The sequence below is a fragment of the Candidatus Palauibacter sp. genome (assembly GCF_965222475.1).
Classification (GTDB): Bacteria; Gemmatimonadota; Gemmatimonadetes; order Palauibacterales; family Palauibacteraceae; genus Palauibacter.
This window is the reverse complement of sequence record NZ_CBDCUB010000001.1, coordinates 315,984-341,673: the sequence shown is the minus strand read 5'-3', so window position 1 is coordinate 341,673 and position 25,690 is coordinate 315,984. Positions and strand designations below refer to the sequence as shown.

Annotated in this window: 28 protein-coding genes; 11 read left to right on the top strand and 17 right to left on the bottom strand. The window is 67.0% G+C overall.

What is annotated here, in order from left to right; genetic code table 11:
- Positions 1-17: 17 nt before the first annotated feature.
- From ACOQPP_RS01475 to ACOQPP_RS01450, 6 genes are all read right to left on the bottom strand, one after another.
- The gene (locus tag ACOQPP_RS01475; protein ID WP_419164090.1) at positions 18-836 is read right to left on the bottom strand and encodes a hypothetical protein; all 819 of its coding nucleotides are present in this window, start codon (positions 834-836) and stop codon (positions 18-20) included.
- Positions 837-887: 51 nt separating this feature from the next.
- A complete protein-coding gene (locus tag ACOQPP_RS01470; protein ID WP_419164089.1) occupies positions 888-1,577 on the bottom strand; it encodes a hypothetical protein in 690 nt (229 codons plus the stop codon).
- Complete coding sequence (locus tag ACOQPP_RS01465) at positions 1,561-1,911, bottom strand: PadR family transcriptional regulator (protein ID WP_419164088.1); 351 nt, start codon at positions 1,909-1,911, stop codon at positions 1,561-1,563. Before ACOQPP_RS01465 ends, ACOQPP_RS01470 begins: the two co-directional genes overlap by 17 nt.
- Before the next feature lie 111 nt (positions 1,912-2,022).
- The gene (locus ACOQPP_RS01460) at positions 2,023-2,817 is read right to left on the bottom strand and encodes an ankyrin repeat domain-containing protein (RefSeq protein WP_420635741.1); all 795 of its coding nucleotides are present in this window, start codon (positions 2,815-2,817) and stop codon (positions 2,023-2,025) included.
- A 490-nt stretch (positions 2,818-3,307) separates the two neighbouring features.
- Positions 3,308-4,474, bottom strand: a complete 1,167-nt coding sequence (locus ACOQPP_RS01455) for a 6-bladed beta-propeller (RefSeq protein WP_420635740.1) — start codon at positions 4,472-4,474, stop codon at positions 3,308-3,310.
- Between the two features lie 294 nt (positions 4,475-4,768).
- Complete coding sequence (locus tag ACOQPP_RS01450; RefSeq protein WP_420635739.1) at positions 4,769-5,377, bottom strand: hypothetical protein; 609 nt, start codon at positions 5,375-5,377, stop codon at positions 4,769-4,771.
- 119 nt (positions 5,378-5,496) lie between these two features.
- On the opposite strand from ACOQPP_RS01450, the gene ACOQPP_RS01445 reads away from it, so the two are divergent.
- The 5 genes from ACOQPP_RS01445 to ACOQPP_RS01425 all read left to right on the top strand — a co-directional run bounded on the left by ACOQPP_RS01445 (position 5,497) and on the right by ACOQPP_RS01425 (position 10,241).
- The gene (locus ACOQPP_RS01445) at positions 5,497-6,534 is read left to right on the top strand and encodes a M23 family metallopeptidase (RefSeq protein WP_420635738.1); all 1,038 of its coding nucleotides are present in this window, start codon (positions 5,497-5,499) and stop codon (positions 6,532-6,534) included.
- 332 nt (positions 6,535-6,866) lie between these two features.
- Positions 6,867-8,087 carry an ATP-binding protein gene (locus ACOQPP_RS01440; RefSeq protein ID WP_420635737.1) on the top strand — a complete coding sequence of 407 codons (1,221 nt, stop codon included), beginning with the start codon at positions 6,867-6,869 and terminating at the stop codon, positions 8,085-8,087.
- Positions 8,088-8,103: 16 nt separating this feature from the next.
- A complete protein-coding gene (locus ACOQPP_RS01435; protein WP_420635736.1) occupies positions 8,104-9,222 on the top strand; it encodes an NAD(P)/FAD-dependent oxidoreductase in 1,119 nt (372 codons plus the stop codon).
- 124 nt (positions 9,223-9,346) lie between these two features.
- Positions 9,347-9,697, top strand: coding sequence for a hypothetical protein (locus ACOQPP_RS01430; RefSeq protein ID WP_420635735.1), 351 nt, complete (start codon positions 9,347-9,349; stop codon positions 9,695-9,697).
- A gap of 49 nt (positions 9,698-9,746) precedes the next feature.
- Positions 9,747-10,241 (top strand): methyltransferase family protein, encoded by a 495-nt coding sequence (locus ACOQPP_RS01425; protein WP_420635734.1) that lies wholly within the window; start codon positions 9,747-9,749, stop codon positions 10,239-10,241.
- Positions 10,242-10,665: 424 nt separating this feature from the next.
- On the opposite strand, the gene ACOQPP_RS01420 is transcribed toward ACOQPP_RS01425, so the two are convergent.
- The 5 genes from ACOQPP_RS01420 to ACOQPP_RS01400 all read right to left on the bottom strand — a co-directional run bounded on the left by ACOQPP_RS01420 (position 10,666) and on the right by ACOQPP_RS01400 (position 12,996).
- Positions 10,666-10,998, bottom strand: coding sequence for a hypothetical protein (locus ACOQPP_RS01420; RefSeq protein ID WP_420635733.1), 333 nt, complete (start codon positions 10,996-10,998; stop codon positions 10,666-10,668).
- A gap of 94 nt (positions 10,999-11,092) precedes the next feature.
- Positions 11,093-11,368 (bottom strand): antitoxin, encoded by a 276-nt coding sequence (locus ACOQPP_RS01415; RefSeq protein WP_419164078.1) that lies wholly within the window; start codon positions 11,366-11,368, stop codon positions 11,093-11,095.
- A complete protein-coding gene (locus ACOQPP_RS01410; RefSeq protein ID WP_419164077.1) occupies positions 11,365-11,652 on the bottom strand; it encodes a toxin in 288 nt (95 codons plus the stop codon). The genes ACOQPP_RS01415 and ACOQPP_RS01410 overlap by 4 nt, the downstream gene beginning before the upstream one ends.
- An 85-nt stretch (positions 11,653-11,737) precedes the next feature.
- Positions 11,738-12,712 carry a hypothetical protein gene (locus ACOQPP_RS01405; protein ID WP_420635732.1) on the bottom strand — a complete coding sequence of 325 codons (975 nt, stop codon included), beginning with the start codon at positions 12,710-12,712 and terminating at the stop codon, positions 11,738-11,740.
- A 107-nt stretch (positions 12,713-12,819) separates the two neighbouring features.
- Positions 12,820-12,996, bottom strand: coding sequence for a hypothetical protein (locus ACOQPP_RS01400; protein WP_420635731.1), 177 nt, complete (start codon positions 12,994-12,996; stop codon positions 12,820-12,822).
- A gap of 236 nt (positions 12,997-13,232) precedes the next feature.
- Between ACOQPP_RS01400 and ACOQPP_RS01395 the strand changes: the two genes are divergently transcribed.
- Positions 13,233-13,991 (top strand): energy transducer TonB, encoded by a 759-nt coding sequence (locus tag ACOQPP_RS01395; RefSeq protein ID WP_419164075.1) that lies wholly within the window; start codon positions 13,233-13,235, stop codon positions 13,989-13,991.
- A 25-nt stretch (positions 13,992-14,016) separates the two neighbouring features.
- On the opposite strand, the gene ACOQPP_RS01390 is transcribed toward ACOQPP_RS01395, so the two are convergent.
- From ACOQPP_RS01390 to ACOQPP_RS01380, 3 genes are all read right to left on the bottom strand, one after another.
- Positions 14,017-14,991: a hypothetical protein gene (locus tag ACOQPP_RS01390; RefSeq protein WP_419164074.1), complete on the bottom strand. Its 975-nt coding sequence runs from the start codon at positions 14,989-14,991 to the stop codon at positions 14,017-14,019.
- 12 nt (positions 14,992-15,003) lie between these two features.
- Positions 15,004-17,748: a M66 family metalloprotease gene (locus tag ACOQPP_RS01385; protein WP_420635730.1), complete on the bottom strand. Its 2,745-nt coding sequence runs from the start codon at positions 17,746-17,748 to the stop codon at positions 15,004-15,006.
- Between the two features lie 146 nt (positions 17,749-17,894).
- Positions 17,895-19,127 carry a hypothetical protein gene (locus ACOQPP_RS01380; protein ID WP_420635729.1) on the bottom strand — a complete coding sequence of 411 codons (1,233 nt, stop codon included), beginning with the start codon at positions 19,125-19,127 and terminating at the stop codon, positions 17,895-17,897.
- A gap of 267 nt (positions 19,128-19,394) precedes the next feature.
- On the opposite strand from ACOQPP_RS01380, the gene ACOQPP_RS01375 reads away from it, so the two are divergent.
- Both ACOQPP_RS01375 and ACOQPP_RS01370 read left to right on the top strand, forming a co-directional pair.
- Positions 19,395-19,667, top strand: coding sequence for a type II toxin-antitoxin system prevent-host-death family antitoxin (locus ACOQPP_RS01375; RefSeq protein WP_419164071.1), 273 nt, complete (start codon positions 19,395-19,397; stop codon positions 19,665-19,667).
- A gap of 2 nt (positions 19,668-19,669) precedes the next feature.
- Positions 19,670-20,146 (top strand): type II toxin-antitoxin system RelE/ParE family toxin, encoded by a 477-nt coding sequence (locus tag ACOQPP_RS01370; RefSeq protein ID WP_420635728.1) that lies wholly within the window; start codon positions 19,670-19,672, stop codon positions 20,144-20,146.
- Here ACOQPP_RS01370 and ACOQPP_RS01365 read toward each other — a convergent pair.
- From ACOQPP_RS01365 to ACOQPP_RS01355, 3 genes are all read right to left on the bottom strand, one after another.
- Entirely contained in the window at positions 20,050-20,325 is a 276-nt protein-coding gene (locus tag ACOQPP_RS01365) for an antitoxin (RefSeq protein ID WP_420635727.1), read from the bottom strand. The two genes, ACOQPP_RS01370 and ACOQPP_RS01365, sit on opposite strands and share 97 nt — an antisense overlap.
- Positions 20,322-20,609 (bottom strand): toxin, encoded by a 288-nt coding sequence (locus ACOQPP_RS01360; protein WP_419164067.1) that lies wholly within the window; start codon positions 20,607-20,609, stop codon positions 20,322-20,324. Before ACOQPP_RS01360 ends, ACOQPP_RS01365 begins: the two co-directional genes overlap by 4 nt.
- 81 nt (positions 20,610-20,690) lie before the next feature.
- The gene (locus ACOQPP_RS01355) at positions 20,691-22,580 is read right to left on the bottom strand and encodes a serine hydrolase domain-containing protein (RefSeq protein ID WP_420635726.1); all 1,890 of its coding nucleotides are present in this window, start codon (positions 22,578-22,580) and stop codon (positions 20,691-20,693) included.
- Between the two features lie 93 nt (positions 22,581-22,673).
- Here ACOQPP_RS01355 and ACOQPP_RS01350 point away from each other — a divergent pair, with 93 nt between their 5' ends.
- The 3 genes from ACOQPP_RS01350 (at position 22,674) to ACOQPP_RS01340 (ending at position 25,570) form a co-directional block, all read left to right on the top strand.
- The gene (locus ACOQPP_RS01350) at positions 22,674-22,991 is read left to right on the top strand and encodes a type II toxin-antitoxin system ParD family antitoxin (protein WP_419164127.1); all 318 of its coding nucleotides are present in this window, start codon (positions 22,674-22,676) and stop codon (positions 22,989-22,991) included.
- Positions 22,992-23,247: 256 nt separating this feature from the next.
- Positions 23,248-24,156 (top strand): LysR substrate-binding domain-containing protein, encoded by a 909-nt coding sequence (locus ACOQPP_RS01345; RefSeq protein WP_420635725.1) that lies wholly within the window; start codon positions 23,248-23,250, stop codon positions 24,154-24,156.
- Between the two features lie 278 nt (positions 24,157-24,434).
- Positions 24,435-25,570, top strand: a protein-coding gene (locus tag ACOQPP_RS01340; RefSeq protein WP_419165592.1) for an IS630 family transposase whose coding sequence is annotated in 2 segments (ribosomal slippage) — positions 24,435-24,867 and positions 24,867-25,570 — 1,137 coding nt in all. Because the reading frame shifts where the segments join, the coding sequence is not laid out codon by codon here.
- Positions 25,571-25,690: the final 120 nt, after the last annotated feature.

Sequence of the window (25,690 nt, the reverse complement as noted above, 5' to 3'; positions counted from 1 at the left end):
ACGACTCCGATGATCGCTCAGCGAGAGGGAGAGGGCAGATCGTGCCCAAACCAGTGGAGGCGGTCGGCGTCGGAGGGCGACGCGTCGAGCAGCGGGGCGAAATGCTCCGAGGCGAAGGCGGCGAGGAGTTGGTCCGGGGCAATGCGCTCGAGTTCCGAAAGAGTGCAGCCCGGCCACCTCTTCGACTTCCGCCCGAGAGTTCCGCGTGGGGATCCGAGCTTCGCGCTCACGTGCTTCCACGTCGCACCCGTGGCCCGAAGCTGCCGCGCTCTCAAGACGGCGATTGCGCCCAGGAATCGGCTGAACGTCGTCCGGTCCCCGGCGCGGGCGCGGAATTGCTGGAACAGCGTGACGGGGGAGCAGTCTACCGCCGCCGCCAGGGCCTGCACGTTGCGGACCGGCGTGCGTCGCGCCTCGCGGAGGCTGTGCACCAGGGCGGAGCGGAGGGCCGGCGGCGCGGTCGATCGCCGGATCTTCTCCGCCAGTTGCACTAACGCGGACGCTCCGCACGCGGACTCGATGCACGCGGCGAGTTGACTCTCGATGTCCTCGAACCAGACGAGATCCGCCACCTGCACCCTGCTCAGGACGCGCGCGATGGCGATTTCGCGGTCCGTCACGAGAATCACCGGAACCCACGGGAGTTGCCGCTCGAACTCGTGCAGGCGAGCGATCCTCTCCACAAGGACCCGGCTGCGGCTGCTGAACACCAGACAATCGATGTCGAGGTCGTCGGCCGCGAGTTCGCTCGCTGTGTGGATGACGCGAGCGACGCCTCCAGCCGCCCGTCTTATGAGCCCCGCGTCGTCAAGCGTGCCCGCGAAAATGCCGATCATTCCCATTTGAGTCTCCGATTCGGCGACCGAACGGCGGCGGAAGCTCGCTGGCTACGCCACCGATTTCGTCGGGCGGGCGGAGGTCCACTCGCGGTCACGTAGCCACAGGGCGGCGGCCGCCAGTGCGAACGCTGCGGACCACACCCAGTAGGCGAGACCCAGCTGTCCGTGCGCGACGAGATCGCCAGCGACCGTGATCGGGAGCGGGCGAAGGAGACTGAACAATCCGATTCCAAGGGCTGAAGCACCTACGGCTCCGAGCACGCGCCACAGCCACGCATCGATCGAGCGTCGGGTGCGCCCGAGGGCCGGGAAGGCCATGACCATCGCCAGGTTCGGCAAGAGCGCCAGGATCCAGCCATTTGTCAGCGCGAGTCGCAGAGACTCGTATCCCGAGAGCGACGTCCCGAAGTGCGGGGGGGACGCCTCAAACCCCACGGCGCCGAACCCGGGGAGAAGAAGCGACAGCGCGTACAGCCCCCAGCCCGCCAGGAGGAGACGCCTCCACCCGGGCGTCTCCGACTTCGCGAACTCCCGAAAGAGTGCGGTCGGCTCGCCGAGTTCTTCACGGGCGGCGCCTTCGAAGGCGCGGGCGAAGGTCGGCGCGGGACCCGACTCCAGTTCCAGAGCGGCGTGGGCCCGCAGGTGATCCTCGAGTTCATCCAGTTCGAGCGGTGAGAACCATCCCCGATCTTCCAGACGACTTCGCCACCGCCGGACTTCGTCATCCAGTTGAAACACCGCCGCCTCGCCAGGATATCTCCAAGGCTTCGTGAACCGAGCGCCAGCTCTCCCTGTCCGTCGACATCTGCCGCTGACCGCGGGCGGTCAACCGATAGTACTTGCGCCGTCGCCCTTCGTCGGTGAGTTCCCAGTAGCCTGCGACAAGCCCATCACGCTCCAGCCGGTGCAGCAGGGGATAGAGCATCCCGGGGGACCACTCCAGGTCGCCACCGGACAGCCGCTTCACCTGCTTGATGATCTCGTAGCCGTACTGGTCTCCGCCGGCCAGGATGGACAGCACCATCGGGCGCGAAGAGGCCGCCACCAACTCCTTGTAGATCGATTTCGTCATGAACCCTTCGATAGGTAGAGGCATGAGATATCTTGAACACTTACATACAATTCTCCGCAAGATGCCGCAACATCGAGTGGAGAAATCGGTCCTCTCCGAGCCCTCCGCGGCTCAGGCGTCAGAGAGTCTTCGTCGGGCTCCGCAGAGGCGCTCCAACAGGTACCCCAGCAAGCCGAGCACGAGGCTTCCCACGGCCACTCTGGTCGTCACGTCCTGAAGGAACCGCTCCCGTATCGCCTCCCTGCGTACTCCCTCTTCCCGGATCATCTCGACCACACGTCTGTCTTCGGCCCAACGCTCCGGGGTAGCACCATCGTTATCCGCCGCCGAGAGGTCGGCGCCGTTCCGAAGCAGCACTGCCACCACGGCCGGGTTCGGGTCTCCGATTGAGGGAAACCCTCTTTTCCTGGTAGCGTCGTGCAGCGGCGTTTCTCCGGCCCTCGTTCTGACGTTTACGTGGGTCACCCTGACGAGTTCTGCCACGATGGCGGGGTTGTCGTTGTACAAGGCCGCAAGGTGCAGGGGTGTACGGCCCCTGGGGTTCTTGGCGTAGACGTCAGCCCCGTATTGGAGGAGCGTGCGTAGCACCTCTGGGTTCCCGTTGCTCCGAGCTGCGAAATGCAGCGGCGTTCGAACGTCGTGCGACGAAGCCTCCAGGCTGGCCCCCGCCTCGATCAGCACGCTGATCACCTCGGGATTATCACTGAACGCCGCTGCCCAGTGCAGCGGCGTTGCGTTCCTGAGGGGGGACCGATCGTCAACGCTGTACCCGTAGGAAACGCACTCTCTTACCGTCGTCGGATCTACCGCCTCCCAGAACTCCTCGGTCGTCCAACCCTCGCACGGGGTCTGGGCCGGGGTGAGGGCAAGCGAGGTCAAGACCGGAAGAGCGAGAAGCGCCGACAAATAGTGCCTCCTTGGTTGAAGTGTCTTACCGCAGCGGCCGAAGGTGCGGAAGAAGGGCCCGTCCTCGCCACGGGCAGGACGCCGAGACAGGATCCCCCTCCCCCTCCCCCAAAAAATTAGGCGGCAGCCTTGCCATTGGCTACCCGGTGAACGCCAGAGCGGGCGCCCTTTCGGCGAAGCCGGCGGGGGATTGCTGCCGTCTATGGAAGTGGTTGCATAATCTTCGGTTAGTGTGGAGTTCCGGGAACTCGACCGGCTCTATCGCTACGAAGTTGTCTCTCAATCCCGGAGATGAAGCTGAGCCACTTCCGGCAGCACACCCGCGAACACCTCAAGCGCCTACGGAGCGGCCGGATCGAGACGAACAGGGTCGCCTGTTGCGCGACGCGATCCGGGCCCACCCCGTTTCGGAGCCAGGCGCCCCCGCCGGAGAAACCATCCGCGTCCTCATGGGTGAGTCGAACCCGGAGCCGTCCGGGAGCGAGGGGCGTTAGCGCTCGAGGCCGTGGACGACGAGGCGCTCCACGTCGAGGGCGTCGCGCTGGACTCCGACGAGGCGCTCCTCGGTGATGTGGAGCGGGCTCAGCCCGTCCGGCATCCGAACCGTGCCCAGGACTTCGCCGTCCGGGCGGACGAGGCGCCACTCTCCGCCGGCGCCGGGGCGCATGGCCTGACCGAGCCAGAGCGCGTCGCCCGGGACGTCGTAGAGCTTGACCCACAGAAGGCCTCGGTCGTCGGCGAGGAGGCCGCCGATCTGCGGGAACTCGTCGCTCCGGGGCAGGCGCTCCAGCATCCCAAGGTACATCTCCCGATTCCGGGCGCGGAGTTCGTCTTCGAGCGCGGACCACACCGCGTCCGTGTCCGCCGAGCGATCGACCGCCGGCAGGGCGATCGTGCGTCCGACGCCCCCGTCCGGCCCCCGCACGTCGATCCCGGCCTCGTATCCGTCCGCCGCGAAGAGGGAGTCGCCGAGCACCGCAACGCGCGGCAGCGGAGTGAATGGGAGGGGTTGCCCGCGCAGCCGCCGCATCCCCCGGAGGTCTCCCAGCGCGCCCCGCGGCTCGCCGTCGGGACCGAAGCGCGCGAGCACCCAGCGGTCCGGGATCGCCCCCGGGGTGTCCGGCGGTCCTCCGAACTCCAGCGACGCAAGCGCGATGTCGCCGTTCCCGAAGGAGCCGAACAGGACCTCGGGGGGCGCGGAATACTCCCCTTCCTCCTCCACTCGCACGCGGCCCGCGCTCACGAGTTCGCCGTCCGCGCGGAAGGCGGAGATCCGCAGGTTCCCGGCGTCCCACAGTCCGATCAGGCCTTCGGGCGTGAGCCACAGTCCCGTGACATCGCTGAACTCTCCGGGCCCCTCACCGCTTCGACCGATGGTGTTCAGGAAGGTTCCGTCGGGGTCGAACACCCGGATCTCGTTCACCCCCTGGTCCGAGACGACGAGGCGTCCGTCCTCGAGGAAAAACGCCTGACCGATCGAACTGAACAGGTACTCCTCGGCGCCCTCCATCTCCCCGATCTCGATCAGGGGTTCAGGGCTGATCCGCACTGCCTCCGACTCCACGGCGAGATCGCCGCAGGCCGACGAACCGCCGACCGGAAATCCCGCGAGTAGACAGAAACCGGTCATCCTGACCGCCGGTTTGGCAGGCTGCATCTTTCGATCGCTCCCGTAGGTGGCCGCACCGACGACTCGCCCGAGTCGCTTCGATCCCATCCGAGAACGTCTCACCCGCAGCCGGGGTGACCGCCGGGAAACCGTGAGCTTGAGATCGGTAGCCGTTGCCGGAAGCGCCACTCTCGGTACGGCAAGCTACCGCTTCAGCCGTCCGCAGGGGTCTCGCGGAAGCTCAGCTTGGTGATCCGCCATGGCGGGAAACCGCGGTCGTCGAGCACATGGAGGTAGCGGCCGCCTCCCAGAACCCTCGATCCCTCCGGCAGCGGGATGTCCTCATACAGCTTCGTGCCCGTGTGCCGGTCGTAGATGTCCAGCGACGCGTGGTAGGACCCGAAGGCGGTGAAGGCGTCGGAGGCACTCGGATATCGGAAGACCCCCGTGCGTGAGAACGAGACGGGAACCCAGCACGGATATCCTCGTGAGCGTGTTGCTGCCCCCGAACAGCCTGGGAAGCTGCTCCGCGTACCTGCCAGGCGAGAGGGATCCCGGCTCAAGAACGGGGAACGGCCGGTACGCGGCGGACGGCGCGCCGATCTCTCCGATCGAATCGCCGGCGGCACTCAGGATGACGACCGGGTATCGGAACGAAGACGCCACGTAGATGGAGTCGCCCGCCACGGCGAAGGGGAACCAGACGAACGAACGCCAGTACGATCTCTCCCTCGGCACGAACGGCAGGCGGAACGCGCTCCACGCCACCTCGCTTCCCGCGAGGCGATGGAACAGCCGGGGCCGGTCTACGAACCGCGAAATGCCCACGGGGCGCTCGGCCGTGAGAGTCATTCTCAGCAGAAGGTCCTCTCCCAGCGACGCGCCCTCGCGTGCGATCCCGGGAATCCGCACAATCGTGTCCGGCAGCAGGTCGCGGGTGAGGTAGGTCAACCTGTCCTGACACGACGATCCCTCGGCCCGGCGAGTGGAGTGTCGGTGGAATTCGGACGCCCGCGGCGCCATCATGATCGCGCCGTGAGTCGTCGCCCGTGTCGACCGCGACATCACTATTGGAACGGATCACCCCGGGGTTCCTCGACTTGAAACCTGCCCTCACCCGGCTGGCCGCAAGCGGCGTGCTGGCCTCAGCCGCGGCGCTGGCGATCGGCTGCGAGCCGCCGCCGCCCCCTCCCCTGCCTCCGCTGGAGGTGTCGTGGGCGCCGGCTGAGCCGGTGCAGGGACACCTCTTCCTCATCCGGGCCACGTTTCCGCCGGGATCGGGGATCGCGTCGGCGACCGGGAGCGCGGGAGGAGAGACGCTACGCTTCCATCGCGTCGACTCGCGGGTTGCGAGCGACGGCGGCGGCTCCAGCGACACCCGCGGCCCAGGCGACCCCGGCGCCCCGGCCGACGCGCCGGAGTCGGCCACATCGGCAGACTCAGTTGCGACGATTCTGGAGAGCCTCGCCGCCGTACCGATCGACGCCACCGACACGGTGGACGCCTGGGTCACGGCCACCTACGAGGACGGTCGCACGCAGACGGACTCGCTGCGCATCCCCGTGCTCGAAGGCGAGTACGAACACGAGCGGCTCACCGTCGCCCCCCGCTTCGGATCTCCTCCGAACGAAGAAGACCAGGTGCGGCTGCGGCGCGACCGCTTCAAGGCGGGCTGGGTCGCGGGCGGCGCGCACGCCACGCCCCGCCTGTGGGGATCCGAGGTACGGCGCCCTCGCGACTCCCGCGTGACGAGCGCCTTCGGCACCGGCCGCGAGTTCAACGGCCAGATCTCGAGCCGTCACATGGGGCTCGACCTCGCCGGGCGCTGGGGAGACACCGTCACGGCGGCGGCGGACGGGATCGTGGCCCTCGTCGACGAGTTCCTGCTGGCGGGGAACATCGTCTACCTCAACCACGGGGGCGGCCTGCTGAGCGGCTACTTTCACCTCAGCCAGCAACTTGTGGAGACGGGGCAACACGTTCCCGCGGGAACGCCCATCGGCCTCGTGGGAGCGACGGGCCGCGTCACCGGCCCCCATCTACACTGGGTCGTCCGTTACGGTACAACGAGCGTGGCGCCCCGCAGCTGGCTGGCGCTTCCGCCGTGAGCGAGGCGCCGGCAACTGCCGGGATCCGGTCCCCTTCCACACCATTCCAGGAGGAATCGGGGCGATACATGAACACCGATCAGATGAACCACTACAAGCAGAGACTCGCCTTCGAGACCGACGCGTGGGACGTCCACGAAGCTCTGTCCGGGGGCGAGCCCGTGGTCGTGGCCGACGGCCGTTCTGCGGAAACCTATGCGCGCGAGCACATCCCCGGCACCGTGAACCTCCCTCACCGACGGGCGGGCCCGTTTCTTGACAGAGTTAGGGGTTGTTATGGAGAATACTGCGTTAGATGTGCATAACTTCCCCTAACTTCTTGCGGAGGTTCGATGGATCCGGTTGCCAACCCTTTCGCACCCGGGGCGGGATCGAGGCCCCCTGCCTTGGCCGGTCGCGACGAGTTGCTCGAAGCGGCTGACATCGCCCTGCGACGAATCCAGGCTGGACGCCACGCGAAGAGTATGATGCTCCTCGGCCTCCGTGGCGTGGGGAAGACGGTTCTCCTGGTCCGGATCGGGGAACTCGCAGAAGCTACGGGCTACGCGACCGCCCTGATCGAGGCTCCGGAGGAGCGCCGCCTGGCAGGGCTCCTCGTCCCCCGGCTTCGCAGCCTGCTCTACCGGCTCAGCCGCAGCGAGAAGGCCCGGATCCTTTCCAACCAGGCCCTTGGCGCCCTTCGCAATTTCGCCAGCGCCTTCAAGGTATCCTACGCGGGGCTGGAAGTCGGCGTGAATGCCGAGCCCGGCTTGGCCTCATCGGGAGACCTCGAAACCGATCTGACGGACCTCCTGATCCTGGTTGGGGAGGCCGCAAAGGCCGCCGATCAGCCGACGGCCATCCTGATCGACGAGGTTCAATATCTCAACGACGAAGACTTGAGTGCCCTCATTGTGGCGCTTCACCGAATCAGTCAGAGGGCACTGCCCCTGATCATGCTCGGAGCGGGCTTGCCGCAGCTCGCGGCCGTGTCCGGAGAGGCCAAGAGCTATGCGGAACGTCTTTTCGCTTTCCCCAACGTCCGTCCGCTTGATGAGAGCTCCATAGAGACTGCCATTCGCGTTCCGATCGAGGAGGCGGGCGCCAGCATCAGCGATGACGCTCTGTCGGAGATCGGTGCACGTACCGAAGGCTATCCCTATTTCCTCCAGGAGTGGGGAGCGCATTCCTGGGACGCCGCGCCCGAATCACGCATCACTCGCCGGGACGTTGTCTCGGCCGGCACCAAGGCCGTGGCGGCCTTGGATGCGAGCTTCTTCCGCGTTCGCTTCGATCGCTTGACGCCGAAAGAGCAGGAGTACCTGAGAGCGATGGCGGAGTTGGGCCCTGGTCCGCACCGTTCAGGGGAGGTGGCGGCAGAGTTGGGCATTGCGGTCACCTCCGCCGGGCCCCGCCGGACCGGCCTGATTGCCAAGGGGATGATCTGGAGCCCTTCACACGGACTCACGGCCTTCACCGTCCCAATGTTTGATCGGTACATGTTGCGCGCGATGCCCGATTGGCCGCCCGCCGAGAGCCAGCGGCCCCGACGTTCCCGCAAGAACGATTCCTGAGACAACCAGACGGACCTTGACGGGAATCGGCCCGCTACAGGAGTCCGCCGACTACGATCTCGTCGTGGTCGGGGCCGGATTCGCGGGGCTCGCCTGCGCCCGGCGGGCGGCGGAGCGCGGCCTCTCCGTGCTCGTGGTGGAGCGGCAGTCCGAGCCGGGGGAGCGCATCCACACGACCGGGATCCTGGTCAAGGAGGCGTGGGACGAATGGGCCGCACCTCAGTCCCTGGTCCGCAGGATAAGCCGCGTGCGAGTCTACGACCCGAGCCACCGCTTCGTGGAACTGGAGCGGGACGCCTACTTCTTCATGGCCACGGACACCGCGGGGCTCATGCGACACCTGGTCGACGAGACCCGGCGCTCGGGCGCCGAAGTCCGGTTCGGGGCACTCTACGAGGGCGTGGAGCCGGGACGGATTCCGCTGACGCTCGCGGGTTCCGGCGCCGCTTCCGGCGTCAGTTCCGGCGACAGTCCCGGCGTCACCTGCCGGTTCCTGGTCGGGGCCGACGGCGCGCGCTCCAGAGTGGCCGAGAGCTTCGGCCTCGACCGCAACCGCCGGCTTCTCAAGGGAGTGGAGTGGGAGTACGAACCCCGGAGCGGCGACGGCGACTGCCTGCACTGCTTCATCGATCCGGAGTGCGCGCCCGGCTACATCGGGTGGGTGGTGCCCGGCGTCTCGGCGACCCAGGTGGGGTTGGCCGTCTATCGCGACCGCAGGGCGGACGTGCAGAAGTTCAGCGCGAAGATCGACCATCTGTTCGGCTTGTCCGGGCGACGCGTGCTGGAGAAACGCGGCGGCGTCATCCCGGTCGGCGGCCTGCTCAGGAACTTCTACGCGGACCGCGTCCTGCTCGTCGGGGACGCGGCCGGCATGGTGTCACCCCTCACCGCCGGTGGCATCCATCAAGCCTATCGGTTCGGCAAGCTCGCCGCGGACGCGCTCGCGGATCACCTGGACGGCGGGCCCCACCCCGGCGCCGTCCTTCGCCGCGCGTATCCCAACCTCGCCCTCAAACGCGCCGCGCGCTGGGGCTTCGACCACCTCCCCGTGGCTCGGGCGCTGAAAGCCGGACTCCTGGGCTGGGACCTCTTCGAGCGGATCGCCGAAACCGTCTTCTTCCACCGGCCTCGGTGAGCGCCGGGGCGAAACAAACACGAGCCGGCGGGGTCCGTTCCGGGATAGTCGGGAAGCCGCCGCTTGAACCTTGAACACAGCAGGGGCTTTGCGCGGCGCTGCCAGGAACCGGGAGGCGATTTTGATGGAAGACACCGGCATTCGGCGCACCGCGAACGACAGGTTCAAGTTGGCAAGCCCGAAATGGACACAGGTCGGCTTGCTGGTCGCGGTCTGTCTCCACTTCGGGCTCTTTGTCCTCGTGCAGCCGTTCGAGGCAGCGGACCTGGGGGGCGGCGCCAACGAAATCGAGTCGATCAACTTCCCGCCGGAGGTCAGGATCCCGCCTCCGCCGGAAGCGATCGCCCGGCCGGCCGCCCCCAGGATCCCCAGATCGAGATCTCCGACGAATCGCCGGCGACCGAGGTTCCGGGGCGGGCACTTCCTCCGCCTCCCCCGGAAGCCGGCCCGAGGGACCGCCCGTCTCTGCCCGTAGCGTGCCGGTAGCGTGCGACCCGACGCTCCGTCGCGTAGGGTGACGGAGTATGAAGCACAACACGAAGCTGTTCCTGAAGACCGCGCTGTTTTCCGTCGTGGCGCCCGGGATGGTCGCCGTGTTCCTCCCGCTCCTCATCGTCCGCGGGCGCGCGGCCGCCAGCGGAGTGACGCTGGGCGCGGCTCTCCTCCTCCTCGCGCTCGGGGCCGCGATCTTCCTGCGCTGCGCGTGGGATTTCGTGGTGGCCGGCAAGGGGACGCCGGCGCCGATCGACCAGCCGAAACGGCTCGTGATCCGGGGGCTCTACCGCTACTCGCGAAATCCCATGTACGTGGGCGTGCTGAGCGTGATCGCGGGGTGGGCGGTCTTATTCGGGGCCGGCATCCTCGCGGCGTACGCGGCCGCCTGGTTCGTCATCTTCTCCCTCTTCGTGCGTTTCTACGAAGAGCCGCAGCTCACCCGGAAGTTCGGCGACGAGTACGCGGCCTACAGGGAGCGGGTCGGCCGGTGGCTGCCGAGGCGTTCCCGCGGAAACGTGCGGTGACAGGCGACCACGCCACGCGAGCGCGACGGACCATCGAATCCCTCCTCCCGTGCCTCCTTCCGGGGCTCGCTCTCGCGTGCGGCGGCTCGGGGGCGCCTGACCAGGTCCCGGGCCAGCCACCGGAGTGGACCCTCCGCCGCGTCGTGACGATCGGGAGCGTGGACGAGATCCGAGCGTCTCCCAGAGCGCCTTGTTGTACATGAGCGGCGTCTTGACCTCGAGAAAATCCCGCCGCTGGAGCGCACGCTCGAACCCGAGTAGCGTGTGGTAGAGCACCGTGCCCCGGGGCGTCCAGAAGACGGCGCCCGGCGCGGACGGATGGAAGTGGAAGAGGTTGAGCCGCTTTCCGAGCACGCATCGAAGTCGGCGATACGCTCGACCTTGAGGGGGTCGTCGGCCATGCGGCTGCGCGCCCGCTCGAGGCTCAACTCCTCGCGCTCGAAGGGACACGTTTCCGCGGAAACGCGCCGCATCTCCTCCTCGACCGCCTCGAGGTCCGCCGGCGTGAAGGGTTCATGAGGACGGCGAGCGCTTGCGCGTCCCTGGCCGTGAGCACGCGGAAGGCGCCGCCCTTCCGAAGGGGGGTGACGAGATCGAGCACCTCCCCGTCCACATCCACGGCGAGCGCGTGCCGCAGAAGCCCCTCGCTGATCGAGCGGACGACCGCTGCGGCGGGCGTGCCGGCCGCGACGGTGCGCCGGGAGCCGTCGGGCAGCGTCAGTGTGATTTCGCTGTCTGCCGGACCGACGTTCGACATGGCGGCTCCCGGTACTTCCATACTGGGCTGGGGCGTGGTGAGTCCGCGACAATGCACCTGCGGGGCCTGGCCGCGGCGGCTGGGCCGCTCCTGGCTATCTCGGCTCGGTCAGGCGACCGGACAAGTACTTGTGGATCACGCTTGACAACAACGTCTGGTACGGGATCCCCTCCTCACGCGCCCGAGCGTGGGCGAGGTCGAAGTCGCGTTCGGTCACCCGAAGATTGACGCGCCGGGTCTTCTTGAAGGTCGTGCGGGCCGCGTGACGCGCGGTCGCCATTTCGCCTTCAACGTCGGGAACGCGGCGCAACTCGCCCCGCTCGAAGCTCTCCAGGATCTCTCGTTCTTCCGGATTCAGTTGGTCGTTCACGGCGACCGCCTCCTCTGATAGTCCCGCGTCGCCTTCCGGCTGGGGATGATCGTCTTCAGGAACCGCGTGCCGTCCGCAGCGGTCACGAACGGGACGAGGTAGAGATATCGTTCGATGTCGACGACGTAGATCAACTGGCCCGGATACCGCTCCTGATTGGGGTGTTCAAGCACGTCCACCAGGCAGCCTCGCTCGATCGCGGAGATGACGCGCTCGAACGAGATGCCCCGATGCTCAACAAGTTGCCGGTTCTTCTCCGGGTTCCAATCGAAGCCAACGCTCATAGCCAATCGTCACACATTGTGTGCGTTTTGTCAACAGAAAACGTTCCCGCGGGAACGTCCTCCGGGGCGTCGGCGGGCTACGGGCTCAGCCACACCCCGGGGGGAGCGGGCGGCTCTCGACATCGCCGCGGCGGTCCAGGGCGTGGACCTGCACGAACTGTCGGCCGAGATCATCGGTCCGGACGCCCACGACGGCGTCCGTCGATATGGCCAGCGCGCGAAGACCCACGGGCAGGTGAACGGTGCCGATGGCCTGGCCGGTCTCCGCGAAGACCCGCCATTCGGAACTGCCCGGGCCATCGGGAAGTTCATGAGGCTGGGCCCACACATATCCCAGGTCGTCCACGATGAGGTCGTGGGCGAACGGGATCCGCTCGGCCATCCCCATTGCTTCTCCCATCCCCTCGATCATCTGGCGCTGCTGGGGACCCACCTCGTCCCCGAACAGACGCGCGAACGACGCGATGGACTCCGAGACCCACTCCTGTCGGTGGTCTTCCGTCGCACGATCCACCCGGATCTCGAGGCGCAACTCACCGAGCGCTGCCCCGGTTGGGTCGAAGATCCGAAGAACCGGTTCGTCGCTGGCACCGGCCAGCAGGCAGTTGCCTCGCGACTGAGTCGCGTATCTCTCACCAACGTGCCGTCGAAGGTCCATTCCGAGAGCCGCTGATGCATGTCGTCGAACGTGAAGAGCCGACCCTCTCCGTCCACGACGATGCCCCGAGAGGCTGCGGAATTCTCCCGGCCCATCACCTTCGCGCCCCATCGCGGCGAGGACCGTCCCGCCGGCGGACAAGACGGTGATCCGCGCCAGCAGACGATCCGCTACGGCGATGCTTCCGTCCGGGCCATGGATCACGCCGACAATGTCCGAGAAATCGCTGTCCGGCTCTCCCTCCATCCAGCCGTGTACGCGCTCCGCTTCCGGGCTCACCGTCCAGTTCGGTGCGTCGCCCGCAGTGCCCGCGACGCCCTGGCCGCCGGCCTCGCCGTGAATCGTCGCTGAAGCCATGGCCAGCAGGAGTACTCCGAGCACGGGCCTGCGCTCGTCTCGCATGAGATCGTCTCCCTCCGTGGTTTCGCGTCAGGGCCGAGTGGTGGCGCAATCGGGTGTCCTACCGAAGAGTGCGCGGGAAGATCCCGAGGCGGGACCGTCGTCCCGCCCTATCGGGGAAGCTCGATCTCGTACACGTCGATGAACTCCTCGTCGAACTCGCCGCGGCGGAGGACGGCGATGCGGCCGTGGGCGACGTCCACCAGCTCGTGCGGCTCGCTCGTGATGGCAACGGTCTCCAGGGGCCCCCACCTGGCGTGCGGCACGGGGAGACGGAGGACACCCACCGGACGCTCTGCGGGAGTTCTGGACGGCTCGGGATCGGCGGCTGGCCGGCTTCGGCTTCCCTCCCGCTCGTATGTGGCGTTCGCGAACCCATCCGAATGCCGGGTGATGGAGAGGGACGCGCTCGACATCCCCTATGTGGTCCGCTACGAGATCGTGCGCTGAAACGCGAAGGCTGTCTGAGCGGGGGCCGCGTCCATCGGATGTGACCCGAGCCGCCCGCCGGGAGTCTGGGTCAATGTCGGGCAAGGGCGGCGCCGGCCGGTCTCTGAACCAGCCGATCTCCCGTAAGCCGACGGGCTATGCGGGGGCCCGCCAAGAAACCGGGGAGGTGATTCTGATGGAAGGCACCGGCATTCGTCTCACCGCGAACGACAGGTTCAAGATGGCAAGCCCGCACTGCACACGCGTGGGTTTGCTGGTCGCGGTCTTTCTTCACCTGGGGCTCTTCGTCCTCGTGCAGCCGTTCGAGGCCGCGGACATGGGCGTCGTCGTTACGGAAATGGAGTCGATCAATCTCCCGCCGGAGGTCAGGATGCCGCCTCCGCCGGAGGCGATCCAACGTCCGGCCATGCCCAGGGTCTCCCGGGTCGACATCTCCCCGGACATCACGATCGCACCCACGACCCCCGACTACTTCCCGGAGGGGCCTCCTCCCCCCGCGCCCGCGGCTGCCGATCCGGCGGACCGCCCGACGGTGATCCCCTACGACACGAACCCCGTCCTGCTCAATCAGGCTGAGGTACTGCGGGTGCTGGAACGGGAATACCCGCGCACGCTGAAGGAAGCCGGGATCGAAGGACGCGTCGAACTGTGGCTGTACCTGACGGAGGACGGAATCGTCGAGAAGGTCGAGATCAAGGCGTCTTCCGGTAACCCTGTGCTCGACGAGGCGGCGCGGAAGGTGGCCCCGACGATGACGTTCAGTCCCGCCATGAACCGCGACAGGGTCACGGCGGTCTGGGTCTCGCAGTGGGTGACGTTCCAGGTGAACTAGCTTAGCTCGTACCCCTCGCCCCGCGTCAGCGAAGGGGGATCACGCCTCCCACTCCCCCGTCCGATTCTGGTCCGGGGCGCGATCGCATGGTCGCCGCACACGCCTCCAGTGCGCCCAGGGCATGGACCAGCGGCGCCTTGTCTTCATCGCTCACTCCGGCGAGCGTCGCGACCAGATCCACCGCGACGGATGGCTGACGCCTCGACGACTTCAGCGTGCCCCCGGTTGCGGCTTGACAGGACGTTGCATCCGTGGAATACGAGGGCCCGGCGCGGCACACGATTTCCGGCGTGACCCACCCCATCCGGTACGGCGCATCTTGCGCCGCCACGGGTTGCGGGATCCCCATCGCCAGCGTCAGCGAGACGGCCGCCTTGAGAAGAAGCGCGCTCCTCCCGCCTTCCCGTCGCATGGTCCCGAGCCAACCGTCGCGAAGCTCCAAATCCGCCCGCCTCACTTTTTCTATCCGATACATGTGAACGTAGTCCACACCGAGATCGTCCCTCACCGCCCCGAGAATGAACTCCGCTCCAATTTGAAACACCCGGAGATTCCTGTGCATTTCGACGACGCCCGGGTGCCGGCCATCGCCGCCGAAGACGAAGAACTCCGTCATGGAGGACGGCCCCTCTTCGTCGCCCGTCGGGCCCTCCCCCTGTCCTCCCCAGTCCTCGATGTGCTCCCCCTCGGGGGAATACACTTGGATCAGAGCGCTCTGTCCGTCGAGGACCGCGATCCGGCCATCGCGCAGCACCATGGCCCCGGCGACCCTCCCGAAGAGATAGCGCTCATCTCCCTCCATCCGCCCGATGACCAGACTCGGCGTGTCGGAAAGTCGCCAGGCATCGCCGGTCCACTCCGGTGCCGTGCTCTCGACAATCTCGATTCCGGCGCTGTCGCGGACGAGGAAGGTGCTGTGGATCGGAGCGTCGCCGGGTTGGCAGCCGTTCGTGACGAGCCATATCCCGAGGACGGGGACTGCGGCCAGGCGACTATGCATCGATGCCCCTGCTCAGCGCGGGATGCCTCGGCTCAGGGTCACGTCCAGTGTCGGGTCGTCGAGGAGGAGCGCGTCCACGGATCGGGCGAGCGACCCTCGAGTGCGTTCGGACAGGATGGCACGGACCTGGCCGGTGGACCGGTCGCGCACGATGGCCGAGGGCCGATCGGTCGCACCGTCCAGCGTCACGGTCCCTTCCGGCCCGGAGAGCGTGACCCGCGCCAGCCGGCCACCCCGCCGGGCTTCGGCGGGGAGCGCGAACGCGAAACCCGCGCCGCCGCCGTCCGCCGCGCGCTGCATGTCGAACCGGTACGAGAACAGCGCCGCGCCATCCGCCGCGTAGCCGGTGACCGTGTAGGGTCCGTCTTCCCGCGGCAGATACGGATACGCCTCGAGATCGAACACGGGGCGCAGATACGGCGCGCCCTCTCCGTCGACGCCGCCCCTCACGAGGATTACGCGCGCCGGAGACGCGCTGTCCCAAGCCTCGACCCGCCCGCGATGCGCCATGGCGTTGGCGAAGTGGTAGCTGCTCACCCAGTTGGACTCGCAATAGCCCATCACGTCGGGCCAGTCGGGAGGGCGCAGGGAGTCGGCACGAAAATCGTAGCCCCACACATCCGTAGTCCCGTCCACATGCGGGTACGCGCGATCGACGCTCGGCGCATCACACGCGGGCGCATGATTCAGGCTGAAATTGTGCCCGATTTCATGCGCGAGAACCTCGGGCTTCTCCGGGTCCTGGACCGAGGCCTTGCCCCCGATCCACGCGATCCCGTTGCCGTTGGCGTTCACGAACCCCGCGTAGTAGTGCTTCGTCCCTTCCAGGACGCGGATGACTTCTATCTCATCGAGAAGTTGCCAAACGCTCGGGGCCGATACCTGGACGGGATCGTGCCGGTATATCTCCACCGTGCCGATCGGCATCAGGTCCCGCATCGGCCACAGGTAGTCGTGATCGGGGTGCAGGTCCTGGACCAGTTGCGCGATATGGGCGTCGTCCGCGGCGTCGACAATGAACGGAACCGCCATCATGTGAAACGCCGGCATGGCGCGTACGTCGACGGGGATGCGGCCGGTCTCGGGGATGCGTCGCGTCACCCCCAGCGACGCATCGGCTTCGCCGTCCGGGTCGACCTCGACCACGACCTCGAGCCCCGGCTGGATGACGTCGGCGGGAATCACGGCATTGGCCGAGTTCAACAGGTCGCTCTCGTCCACTCGCGCGGGGATCGGGTCGGCGCGCGAGGGGATGTCGACCACATGGACTTCCGCGCCATCCAGGTAGAAGCGCGCGGTGACCGCGGGGAAGGTTCCATCCCCGTCCGTGGTCGGGAACACGCGCAGGAGCGCCGAGTCACCCGCGACGAGCGGTACAGGGTAGTCGAACGACTGGATCGCCTGTGTCAGGTACAGCGGGAAGGCGCCCGCCCCGCACGGCCGCACCATGACGCGCGGCGTCCACATGCGCCACTCACGGAACTCTTCCGTGGACGGAAGGCACAGGTCGGTGTCGTTCGCCATCATGCGCCGGAGACGAAGGTCCGTCCATGAAGACGGGATGGGACCGGTGAGCTTCGGGTTCCGCGAGATATCCAGCACTTCAAGCGAACCCCGCAGATAGGAGAGTTCCGCCGGCGCGCCTCCTTCCAGGTCGTTTCCGCCGAGGAACAGGTCCCAGATCCGGGGCAGGCTCCCCAGCGCGGTCGGGATCGGACCCGTCAGGTTGTTGTCGCCGAGGTCCAGCGTATAGAGGAACGACAATTGTCCGAGTTCGGGCGGGATCGGACCCGTCAGGTTGTTGTCTCCGAGGTCCAGTTGGGACAGTAGCGGCAACTGCCCGAGTTCGGGCGGAATGGGGCCGGTCAACTCGTTGCCGTCCAGGTACAGCGTGTGCGTCTTGCTCAGGTTGCCGAGGCCGGCGGGAATCGAGCCGGTAAGGCGGTTCTTGCCCAGGTCGATGGCCCACATGTTGCGGGGCCTGGTAAACGACTCGGGGATCGGGCCGGTGAACGAGTTGCTGCGCGCGTTGACATCGGTCAACTGGTCGAGCCTGTCGAGCACCGACAGATCCCCGCTCATCTGATTGTGGTTAATGGACAACGACTGGAGGCCCGGCAGGTTGGCCAGTACCTCGGGGAGGGTACCGGTCAACTTGTTTCCGGCCAGGCCGAGGGACTGAAGTCCGGTCAACCGACCTATCTCGGACGGGAAGGCGCCCTGCAGGTTGTTGTATGACAGCCACAGGCTCGTGACCCGCCGGTCGCCGTCCGTGCTCACGCCTTCCCACTCGCTGATCGGTTCATGGCTCAGCCAGTTCTCCGTGCGTCCCCACTCCGGGCCGTTGAGCGCCTCGTGGAGCGCGACCAATACGGCATGGTCTTCCGAGCGCGGCAGGACCACATGGAGAACGAACTGCGTACTCGCGCTCGCGCCGGACGGGTCTTCCGCCCACCACGCCAGCACGGCACGCCCGCGGGCCAGCGCCTCGATGACGAGGAAGTCACCTTCGACCCGGACGACCGCCACTTCATCGTTCGAGGTGAATGCCTGGTAACTGAGCCGGTCCCCGTCCGGGTCCGTGAAGTAGTCGGCGGCGGGGAGGCGCAGCGTGTCGCCTACGACCACTTCCCGGGTCGGGATGGTGACCGCCGTCGGGGGGCGATTCCGTACGACCGGCGGAGGTGCGATCGGCTGTGTGGTTCCATCCGACCCGCCGCACGCCATGGCGGGCGCGACCGCCAGCACCGCCAGCATGGAGGGGGGGATCCAACGATGTATCGCGTTCGTGTTCAATGTTGCCTCGAACCTCGTTTCCTCTCGGAACTGGCGAATCGGACGATGCGAATGTAACCCCTGGGGAGCACAGCGGCGGGGGACGCCGTCGGGCGACGGTGTCCTGCCTACCCGGGAAGCTCGACCTCGTACACCTCGATGAACTCCTCGTCGAACTCGCCGCGGCGGAGGACGGCGATGCGGCCGTGGGCGACGTCCACCAGCTCGTGCGGCTCGCTCGTGATGGCGACGGTTTCCAGGGGCCCCCACCTGGCGTGCAGCACGGGGAGACGGAGGACACCCACCGGACGCCCATCGGGTTCCAGAACCGTCCATCGGCGCTCCGGATCGGCCGGCGGGGGATAATCTCCGATCCAGATCCTGCCCGCGGGATCCACGGCGAGCGCCTCGTAGGCCGGATACGCCTCGCGCTCGGTCGACTCATCCAGCCTTCGACGCCAGCTGGCCTGAACTTCCTCCGGGAACCTTCCGAGAGAGCGCTCGGTCAAGGCGTCTCGTTCCGGGGCGGTGATCGTGCGAGGGGAATACGCTCCGCGAATCCGGGTCACCGGCTCCACGCCCCGGTAGAGGGTCACGTCCAGTGAATCGTTCGTCCCCATGAGCGCGTGTACTCCGCGTCCCGCAAAGAGCGCCGTGGCCCCGAACATGACCGGGTTCCACCCGTCCCGCGTGACGTGGCGCTCCTTGCCGGCCCGCTGCGCCAAAGTGTCGACGATCACCCCCGCGGCGTCGGCGAACACGAGAAAGACCGGGGCCCGCTGCAACCCCGGGGGTAGAGGTGGCCGCGTCTCGAACGCGGCGAGAACCTCCCCGCCTGCCAGACGTACGAGGGGCACGGCCGCTCCGAGCCCCGTGCCCTGTTCGAGTTGCTGGACGCCGGTCAGCTCGCCCCGGGAGTCGAGAAATGTGAAGCGCCGCTGGCGTCGATCGTAGACGAAGAGGGTTCCATCCGCGCCGACGCCGATCCGTTCGATGAAGGTGTATTCTCCCGGCCCTTCCCCCTCCCGGCCGGAGCGCGCGCGAACACGTCCGTCCGGCTCGAGCAAGACGATCTCGGCGGATTGGCGGTCGGCAATGGCCAGCGACGAATCCGGGAGGAAGACCGCGCCCGCTACGCTGGCGAGTTCAACGTCCGCCGCCGTGGAGTAGACCAGGCGCGCCTCGATCGAAGGAAGGTCCAGGGCGTGCAGATCGGAGAGGCGGAGGATCTCCACCCCCGCCGAATCGACGGTGACCAGGGGGGATGCCGCCCCCGGAGGAGCCTGGCGGCAACCGAAGCTGGCGACGGAAAGGCCCGCCGCCAGGACCGCCGTGACGGGACCCTGCAAAGCTCGGGACATCACTACTCCGTTTCCGCGATTCCGCTCAGGGGCTGTCGGTGTCGGGGCTCGGCTCATGCCAGAGCCCGAGCTTCGTGGACCCTGCGGGCGAGCACACGGTTCGCACAAGTCGCTGGGCCCCAGCTGACGAGTCTCGAAGCGACCTCGTGGAGACGTTCCCGCGGGAACGTGCTCGGCTTGCCGGCTGCGTCTGGCACCTCTCCCGGGTTGACGCGCGGCTCAACTCCTACCATACTGAATTCAGTATGAATAACGTATGGAGGAACCGTGCACCGCACTCAAGACACGTACCCGTTGAGTCATTTCCGGCAGCGCACAAGCGAACATCTGAAGCGGATCCGGGATGGGCGGGTCGAGACCATCACCCAGAACGGCGAAGCCGCGATGGTCGTCATGAGTCCGGAGCGCTACGACTTCCTGATCCATTCGGTCGAGCGTGGCCACCTGTGGCGCGAGGCGCTCCGAGCCTACAGGGCAGGCGAGCGAGGCATCCCCGCGAGGGAAGCTATCGAACGGCTGGCGAATGAACTCGACGTGTAGCTGTGACGCGCTACGAAGTCGCATTCTCACGTAGAGCGCTTGCTTCGTTTCGCGAGATCACCAACTACATCGCGCAGGATGCCGGTCGCGGCCGCGCCGGCGATTGGCTTGCGAAGATCATGCGCTGCGTGGCTACGCTCGAAACTCATCCGCATGCGTTCCCTGTGGTGGGCAATTTCGAGGAAGAGGACATCCGTGGGCGATTCGTCATGAGGCACGTCCTCTACTATTTCGTTGACGAACCCGCCCAGGCAGTGACCATACTCGACGTTGTACACACTGCCCGGAAGACGGCACGCGAACGGTGCACGGCGCCAGATCGGAGGGCTCGTCCCCTTCAGGACGACTCTGAGCTGGTAGGTGACTGTCGGCGGCGGCACGGCTATCTCTCCTCGGTCAGGCGACCGGACAGGTACTTGTGGATCACGCTTGAGAGCAGCGTCTGGTACGGGATTCCCTCCTCTCGACCCCGCGCGTAGGCGAGGTCGAAGTCGCGTTCGGTCACCCGAAGATTGACGCGCCGGGTCTTCTTGAAGGTCGTGCGGGCCGCGTCACGGGCGGTCGTCATTTCGACTTCGACGCCGGAAACGGGGCGCAAGTCACCCCGCTCGAACTTCTCCAGGATCTCCCGCTCTTCCTGGTTCAGTTGGTCGCTCATGGCGATCGCCTCCTCTGATAGTCCCGCGTCGCCTTCCGGCTGGTGATGATCGTCTTCAGGAACCGCGTGCCGTCCGCGGCGGTCACGAACGGCACGAGATAGAGGTACCGTTCGATGTCCACGACGTAGATCATCCGGCCCGGATACCGCCTCTGGTCGGGGTGTTCCAGCACGTCCACCAGGCCGCCTCGCTCGATCGCGGAGATGGCCCGCTCGAACGAGATGCCCCGTTGCCCGGCGAGTTGTTGGTTCTTCTCCAGGTTCCAATCGAAGCCCACGGCCATGTGCCATTAGTCACACATTGTGTGCGTTTTGTCAACACGCCGACTGCGGAAATGTTCCCGCGGGAACGCCGCGACGCCGACTCAGTACGCCCAGGTCCGGAGGCCGATCAATCCGTGGCTCCACAGGTAGATCAGTGCGACGGTGCAGGCGAGGCTCACGAGCCTGCCGTGTAGCCGGACGAACCGCCCGGTCTCGGCAGCGGGCGAGCGGAACGAGACGTAGAGGCTCAGCGCCGTGAGCGCCACGAACCCCAGCGACCCGACGAAGATCCCGAAAGACACCCCCGAGAACTTGCCGAAGGCCTCGCTCACGCCGCCCACAGCGAACGGCAGGATGAACGATATGAACGAGACGGCGAGCGCGAGCGTCGCCAGCAGCGGCAGGAGCAACGTGCGGAGAGGGATCGTCTTCATGCGGCCCAGGAACCTGGCGGGCACCCACACCAGCGCGAAGAGCGGGGCCGAGATCAGCAGCGCCAGCGTCGTCCCGGCGGCCGAGAGCTGGAAGGCCGGCCAGACGGCGGAGACCCGCCGGTCGTTGGGTCCGGCTTGGCGGACCTGATGTCCATCTTCATCGACGACGCTGAATACGCTCGCCACCGGCTCATCTTCGTACCGGAAGCTCTTCGCCGTGACCGGAACGAGTTCTCTCTTCCGGTCGCCGCCGATTCCCTGGATGAAGAGCTTTCCCTCCTCGAGAGTGACGCGCCGGATGTCGAAGAAGCGACTGAGGACATACGTCAGCTGGAGCCTCGGCGTCACGTTCTGATACGTGCCGGTCATCGCTCGCAGTTCCTCGTCGGAGAGTGCCGCGACCGCGCCGGGGGGTTTCTCGAACCCCTCGGTCAGCCGCTCGGCGAGGAGGTCCCAGATGTCCCCGATCCCGCCGCTCGGTCTGTTGACCGACACGAAGAACCCGACGCCGAGATCGGAAGAATAGGCACTCCTCGATGAGAACCCCGTGATGCCCCCGCCGTGGCCGTGGAACACGTGCCCGTTCACGATCAACGCCCGGTTGCCGAGTCCGTAGCCGTAGGTGAAGCCCGCGCGCGCGGCGAGCGTCGTCGTCGGCGTCTCCATCCGCGTGATGGTCTCCGGGGCGAGCAGCCGGACGCCGTCGAGCGTTCCCCGGTTGATCATCATGCGCAGATAGCGCGCCATCTCCGCTGCGGACGTGTTCAACGCGCCGGACGGTCTGAGGATGATGTGGTCGTAGTTCGCCTCGGTGACCCCGTCCGCCCCGTAGCCCTTCGCGAGCAGGGCCGGATCGTCCGGAAGGCGAAAGGTCGAGTTCTCCATGCGAAGGGGGTCGAACACCTGCTCCCGCACGTAGTCCTCGAAGTTCCCCCCCGTGAGCTTCTCGACGATGTACGCGGCGATCGCGGGGCCTGAGTTGCTGTACGACATGTGCGTGCCCGGCCGCCAGCGGCTGATCCGCGAGTTGGGGTTGTAGGCCAGGCCCTCGAACAGGGTGATCCCGGGATCATCGACCTTCGCGAACTCGCGGAAGTGGATGTCGTCGAACCCCGCCGTATGCTCCATGACCGTGGCCACGGTGACCGGGTGCGTCGCCTCCCAGCGGTTGCTGAAGCCGACCTCGGGGGCCAGCGCGCGCACCGGCGTGTCGAGGTCGAGGAGACCCCCTTCAACGGCCCGCAGCACCGCCAGCGACGTGAAGCTCTTCGAGATGGAGCCGACCCGGAACAGGTGGTCCGCCGTCACGTCGACTCCGGTCGCGACGTCCGCCTTTCCGACGCCGCCGGCCCAGATCGTCCGGTCCCTGTCGACCAGCGCGATCGAGGCGCCGGGGATTCGGTTCTCGTCGAGGATCTTCCGGATCTCGGCCGTGAGATCCTCGATGTCGACGGTGACGACTCCCGGGGGCCGGGCCACCGGCTCCGGCTCCTGCGCCGGGAGCGCGAGCGGGAGCGCGCATGTGAGAGCCAGCGGGATGGAACGCAGTCCGCGCACGAAATCCCCTTCCCATTGCGGGTCGAGTGGGTGTGGAGAGTATGGACGTCGTTGCGGGGGGTCGATGTTTCGAACGGGGAATAGGAGACGAACATCTCGCTTCCACCGCAGCAGGACGCCTTCATCGAGCGATTGGTCTCGCTGGGGCACTACCGCACCGCAAGCGAAGTCGTGCGGCACGGGTTGCGCCTGCTGGAGGAAGCGGAGCACCGCAGGCTCCTCGAGAAATGGGTCTACGAGGGGCTGAGCGAAGAGGAAAGGGACAGGATCCCACCCGTACTCCTGGACCGTGTCCGAGCCCATTTCCGCCAACTCGCCGACACCGCTCTTCGCGAAGTCCCGGACGACCGTGTGACGGAGGGTCCCACAGCCATGCAGCGGTTGAGAGAGCGAATCGAGGAACAGGGCTGAGTGCCGGCGGGCTACCGGCTCAGCCACGCCGCTGAGGACGAACTCGAGGAGATCCTCCTCTACGTGGTGGAGCAATCCGGCATCGATCGTGCCGCGCCCGGAATGAACTTGCGCCTAGGGCTAGAAGAACAACCATCTTGAAGTCCTCAGACTACCCGTTCAAGATGTCTTGAGTGGGTTGAACAAGTTCCCGCGTGGTTGGGCCCGCGAGTGCTGGCAGAGAGGAGTTGTCTGAGCGGGAGCCGGGATCGGCATTATGGATGAGGCGGCAGGCAGGCCGCCGCTCGAGGTGTTTCGTTTCTTCGACGTGGCCGGGCGGCACCAGAGTTTCGCCAAGGCGGCACGCGAACTCGGCATGACGTCCGGCGCCGTCGCCCATCGTGTCAGGACGCTCGAGCACTACCTCGGGGAGCAGCTGTTCGAACGCCAACCGCAAGGGGTCGCCCTGAGCAGGCGCGGGCAGGCGTTCCTCGTGGAGGTCCAGCACACCCTCTCCGCCCTCGACAACGCCACCGAGCGCTTTCGTGCCGGCGCGAACGCCGGGGCGCTGAAGCTCGTCGCAGTGGAGGCCTTCGCCGAACTGTGGCTGATGCCGCGGCTCGCCGCGTTCCGACGCGCACACCCCGAGATCGTCATCGAGTTCGAGACCGATCACCATGAGGTCGATCCCGCACGGCGCGCGTTCGACGTCTGGATCGCATTCGTCGCCGGGGTCCCGCGCACCGTGCAGAGCGAGGTGCTGTTCGAGGAGACACTCGTCCCGGTGTGCAGCCCGGGCTTGCTCGCATCGAAGGGGCGGCCCGTACACCCGGCCGATCTGCATGGATGGCCGCTGCTGTACGACCTGGCCTGGGAGGACTACTGGGCGCACTGGCTGGCCTGCAGGGAGGCCGGCGCGCCGGACATGTCCCGGGCGTCGGGATACCGTCTGTACTCGATGATGGTCCAGGCGGCGCTCGAGGGCATGGGCGTCGCGCTCGGTCACTCCCTGCTGATCGCGCCCTATCTCGAGCGCGGAACGCTGGTGGCGCTGTTCGAGCCGCCCGTAGCGGCCCCGGCGCGCTACTTCCTCGCCATCGCTCCCGGCTCCGGGGAGAAGCCCGAGGCGCGGGCGTTTCTGGACTGGCTCCGGGCCGAGACGCGAAAGAGCGATGCGGCCGGGTAGCCCGCCGCGCGAGGCCAGGGCTACGGCTGAGGGCGTCGGGCCGCAGCGACGGCCGGCTGCACGCTGGCGCCTTCGACACCCCGACCCGTCGCCCCCTGAAGGCGCCCTCGATGTGTCCTTCCGGCAGGAGACCGCGTTCCGATGCGGGCATGGGACGCGCCCCCCGAATCGATCGCGCCGTACCCCGAAATGAATTGCTCCTAGTGTCATGTCACACGTGATATGTCGTAAGGATCGTGATAGACTTCTTGCCGGTTCACGATGGCGGGGAGGCTGGCATGAAACGGTATTCGGTGGAGTTGGAAGCGGGGGAGCGCGAGGCGTTGGCGGCGATGACACGCAAGGGTTCGCATCGTTCGCGGAAGGTGATCAACGCGCTGGTTCTGCTCAATTGCGACGAGGGCGAGTTCAACGAGCGGCGCACGACCGGCGGGGCGATCGCCGGGGTGTTGCGGATCAGCGCGCGCAGGGTGGACCGGGTCAAGAAGCGGTTTGTGGAGGACGGTCTGGATGCGGCGCTTGGGGGCCGGCAGGGTCGTCGCGCGAAATACCTTCGCAAGGCGGACGGCGAATTCGAGGCGCGGCTGGTCGCGCTCAGTTGCGGCGATCCGCCCGAGGGGCGCGCGCAGTGGTCGCTGCGCCTGTTGGCGGACCGCGCGGTGGAACTTGGCTATATCGACAGCGTCTCGCACGAGACGGTGCGGCGGGTGCTAAAAAAAACGCCCTCAAACCGTGGCGGCGCGTCGGCTGGGTGATCCCGCCGCGGCGCAATGCCGACTTCGCAGCGGGCATGGAGCGGGTGCTCGACGTCTACCGGCGTCCGTACGATGCGAACTTCCCGGTGGTGTGCATGGACGAGACGCCGCGCCAGCTGATCGGCGAGACGCGCACGCCCGTCCCGCCGGCACCGGGGCGGGCGGCCCGCGAAGACTACGAGTACCGGCGCCTCGGCACCTGCAACGTGTTCATGGCCACCGAACCACTGGCCGGCCGACGCCAGACCAAGGTGACCGAGCGCAGGACCAAAACCGACTGGGCCCGCTTCCTGCGCGACATCGCCGCGCAGTACCCCGACGCCACCCGAATCACGCTGGTGATGGACAACCTCAACACGCACCGCCCCGGCGCGCTCTACGAAACCTTCGAACCCGCCGAGGCCAAGGCGCTTTGGGATCGCTTCGAGTTCGTCCATACTCCCAAGCACGGCAGTTGGCTGAATGTCGCCGAGGTCGAACTCAACGTCATGATCCGCCAATGCCTCAATCGCCGCATCGACTCCATCGACACCCTACGCGCCGAAGTCGCCGCCTGGCAGGCGGCCAGAGACCGAATCCAAGCCAAGGTCAACTGGCAATTCACCACGGACGACGCACGTGTCAAGCTCAAGCGTCTCTATCCGACGTTTGATGTGTGACGTGACACTAGAGCCAGGGAAAAACCCATCTGGAAATCCTCGCCCCCATCCGTTCATTCATAGTCATGAAAATTCATCCAGACCGCCCCACGGTGACCCGGCATCGCCCTGACCTCCACC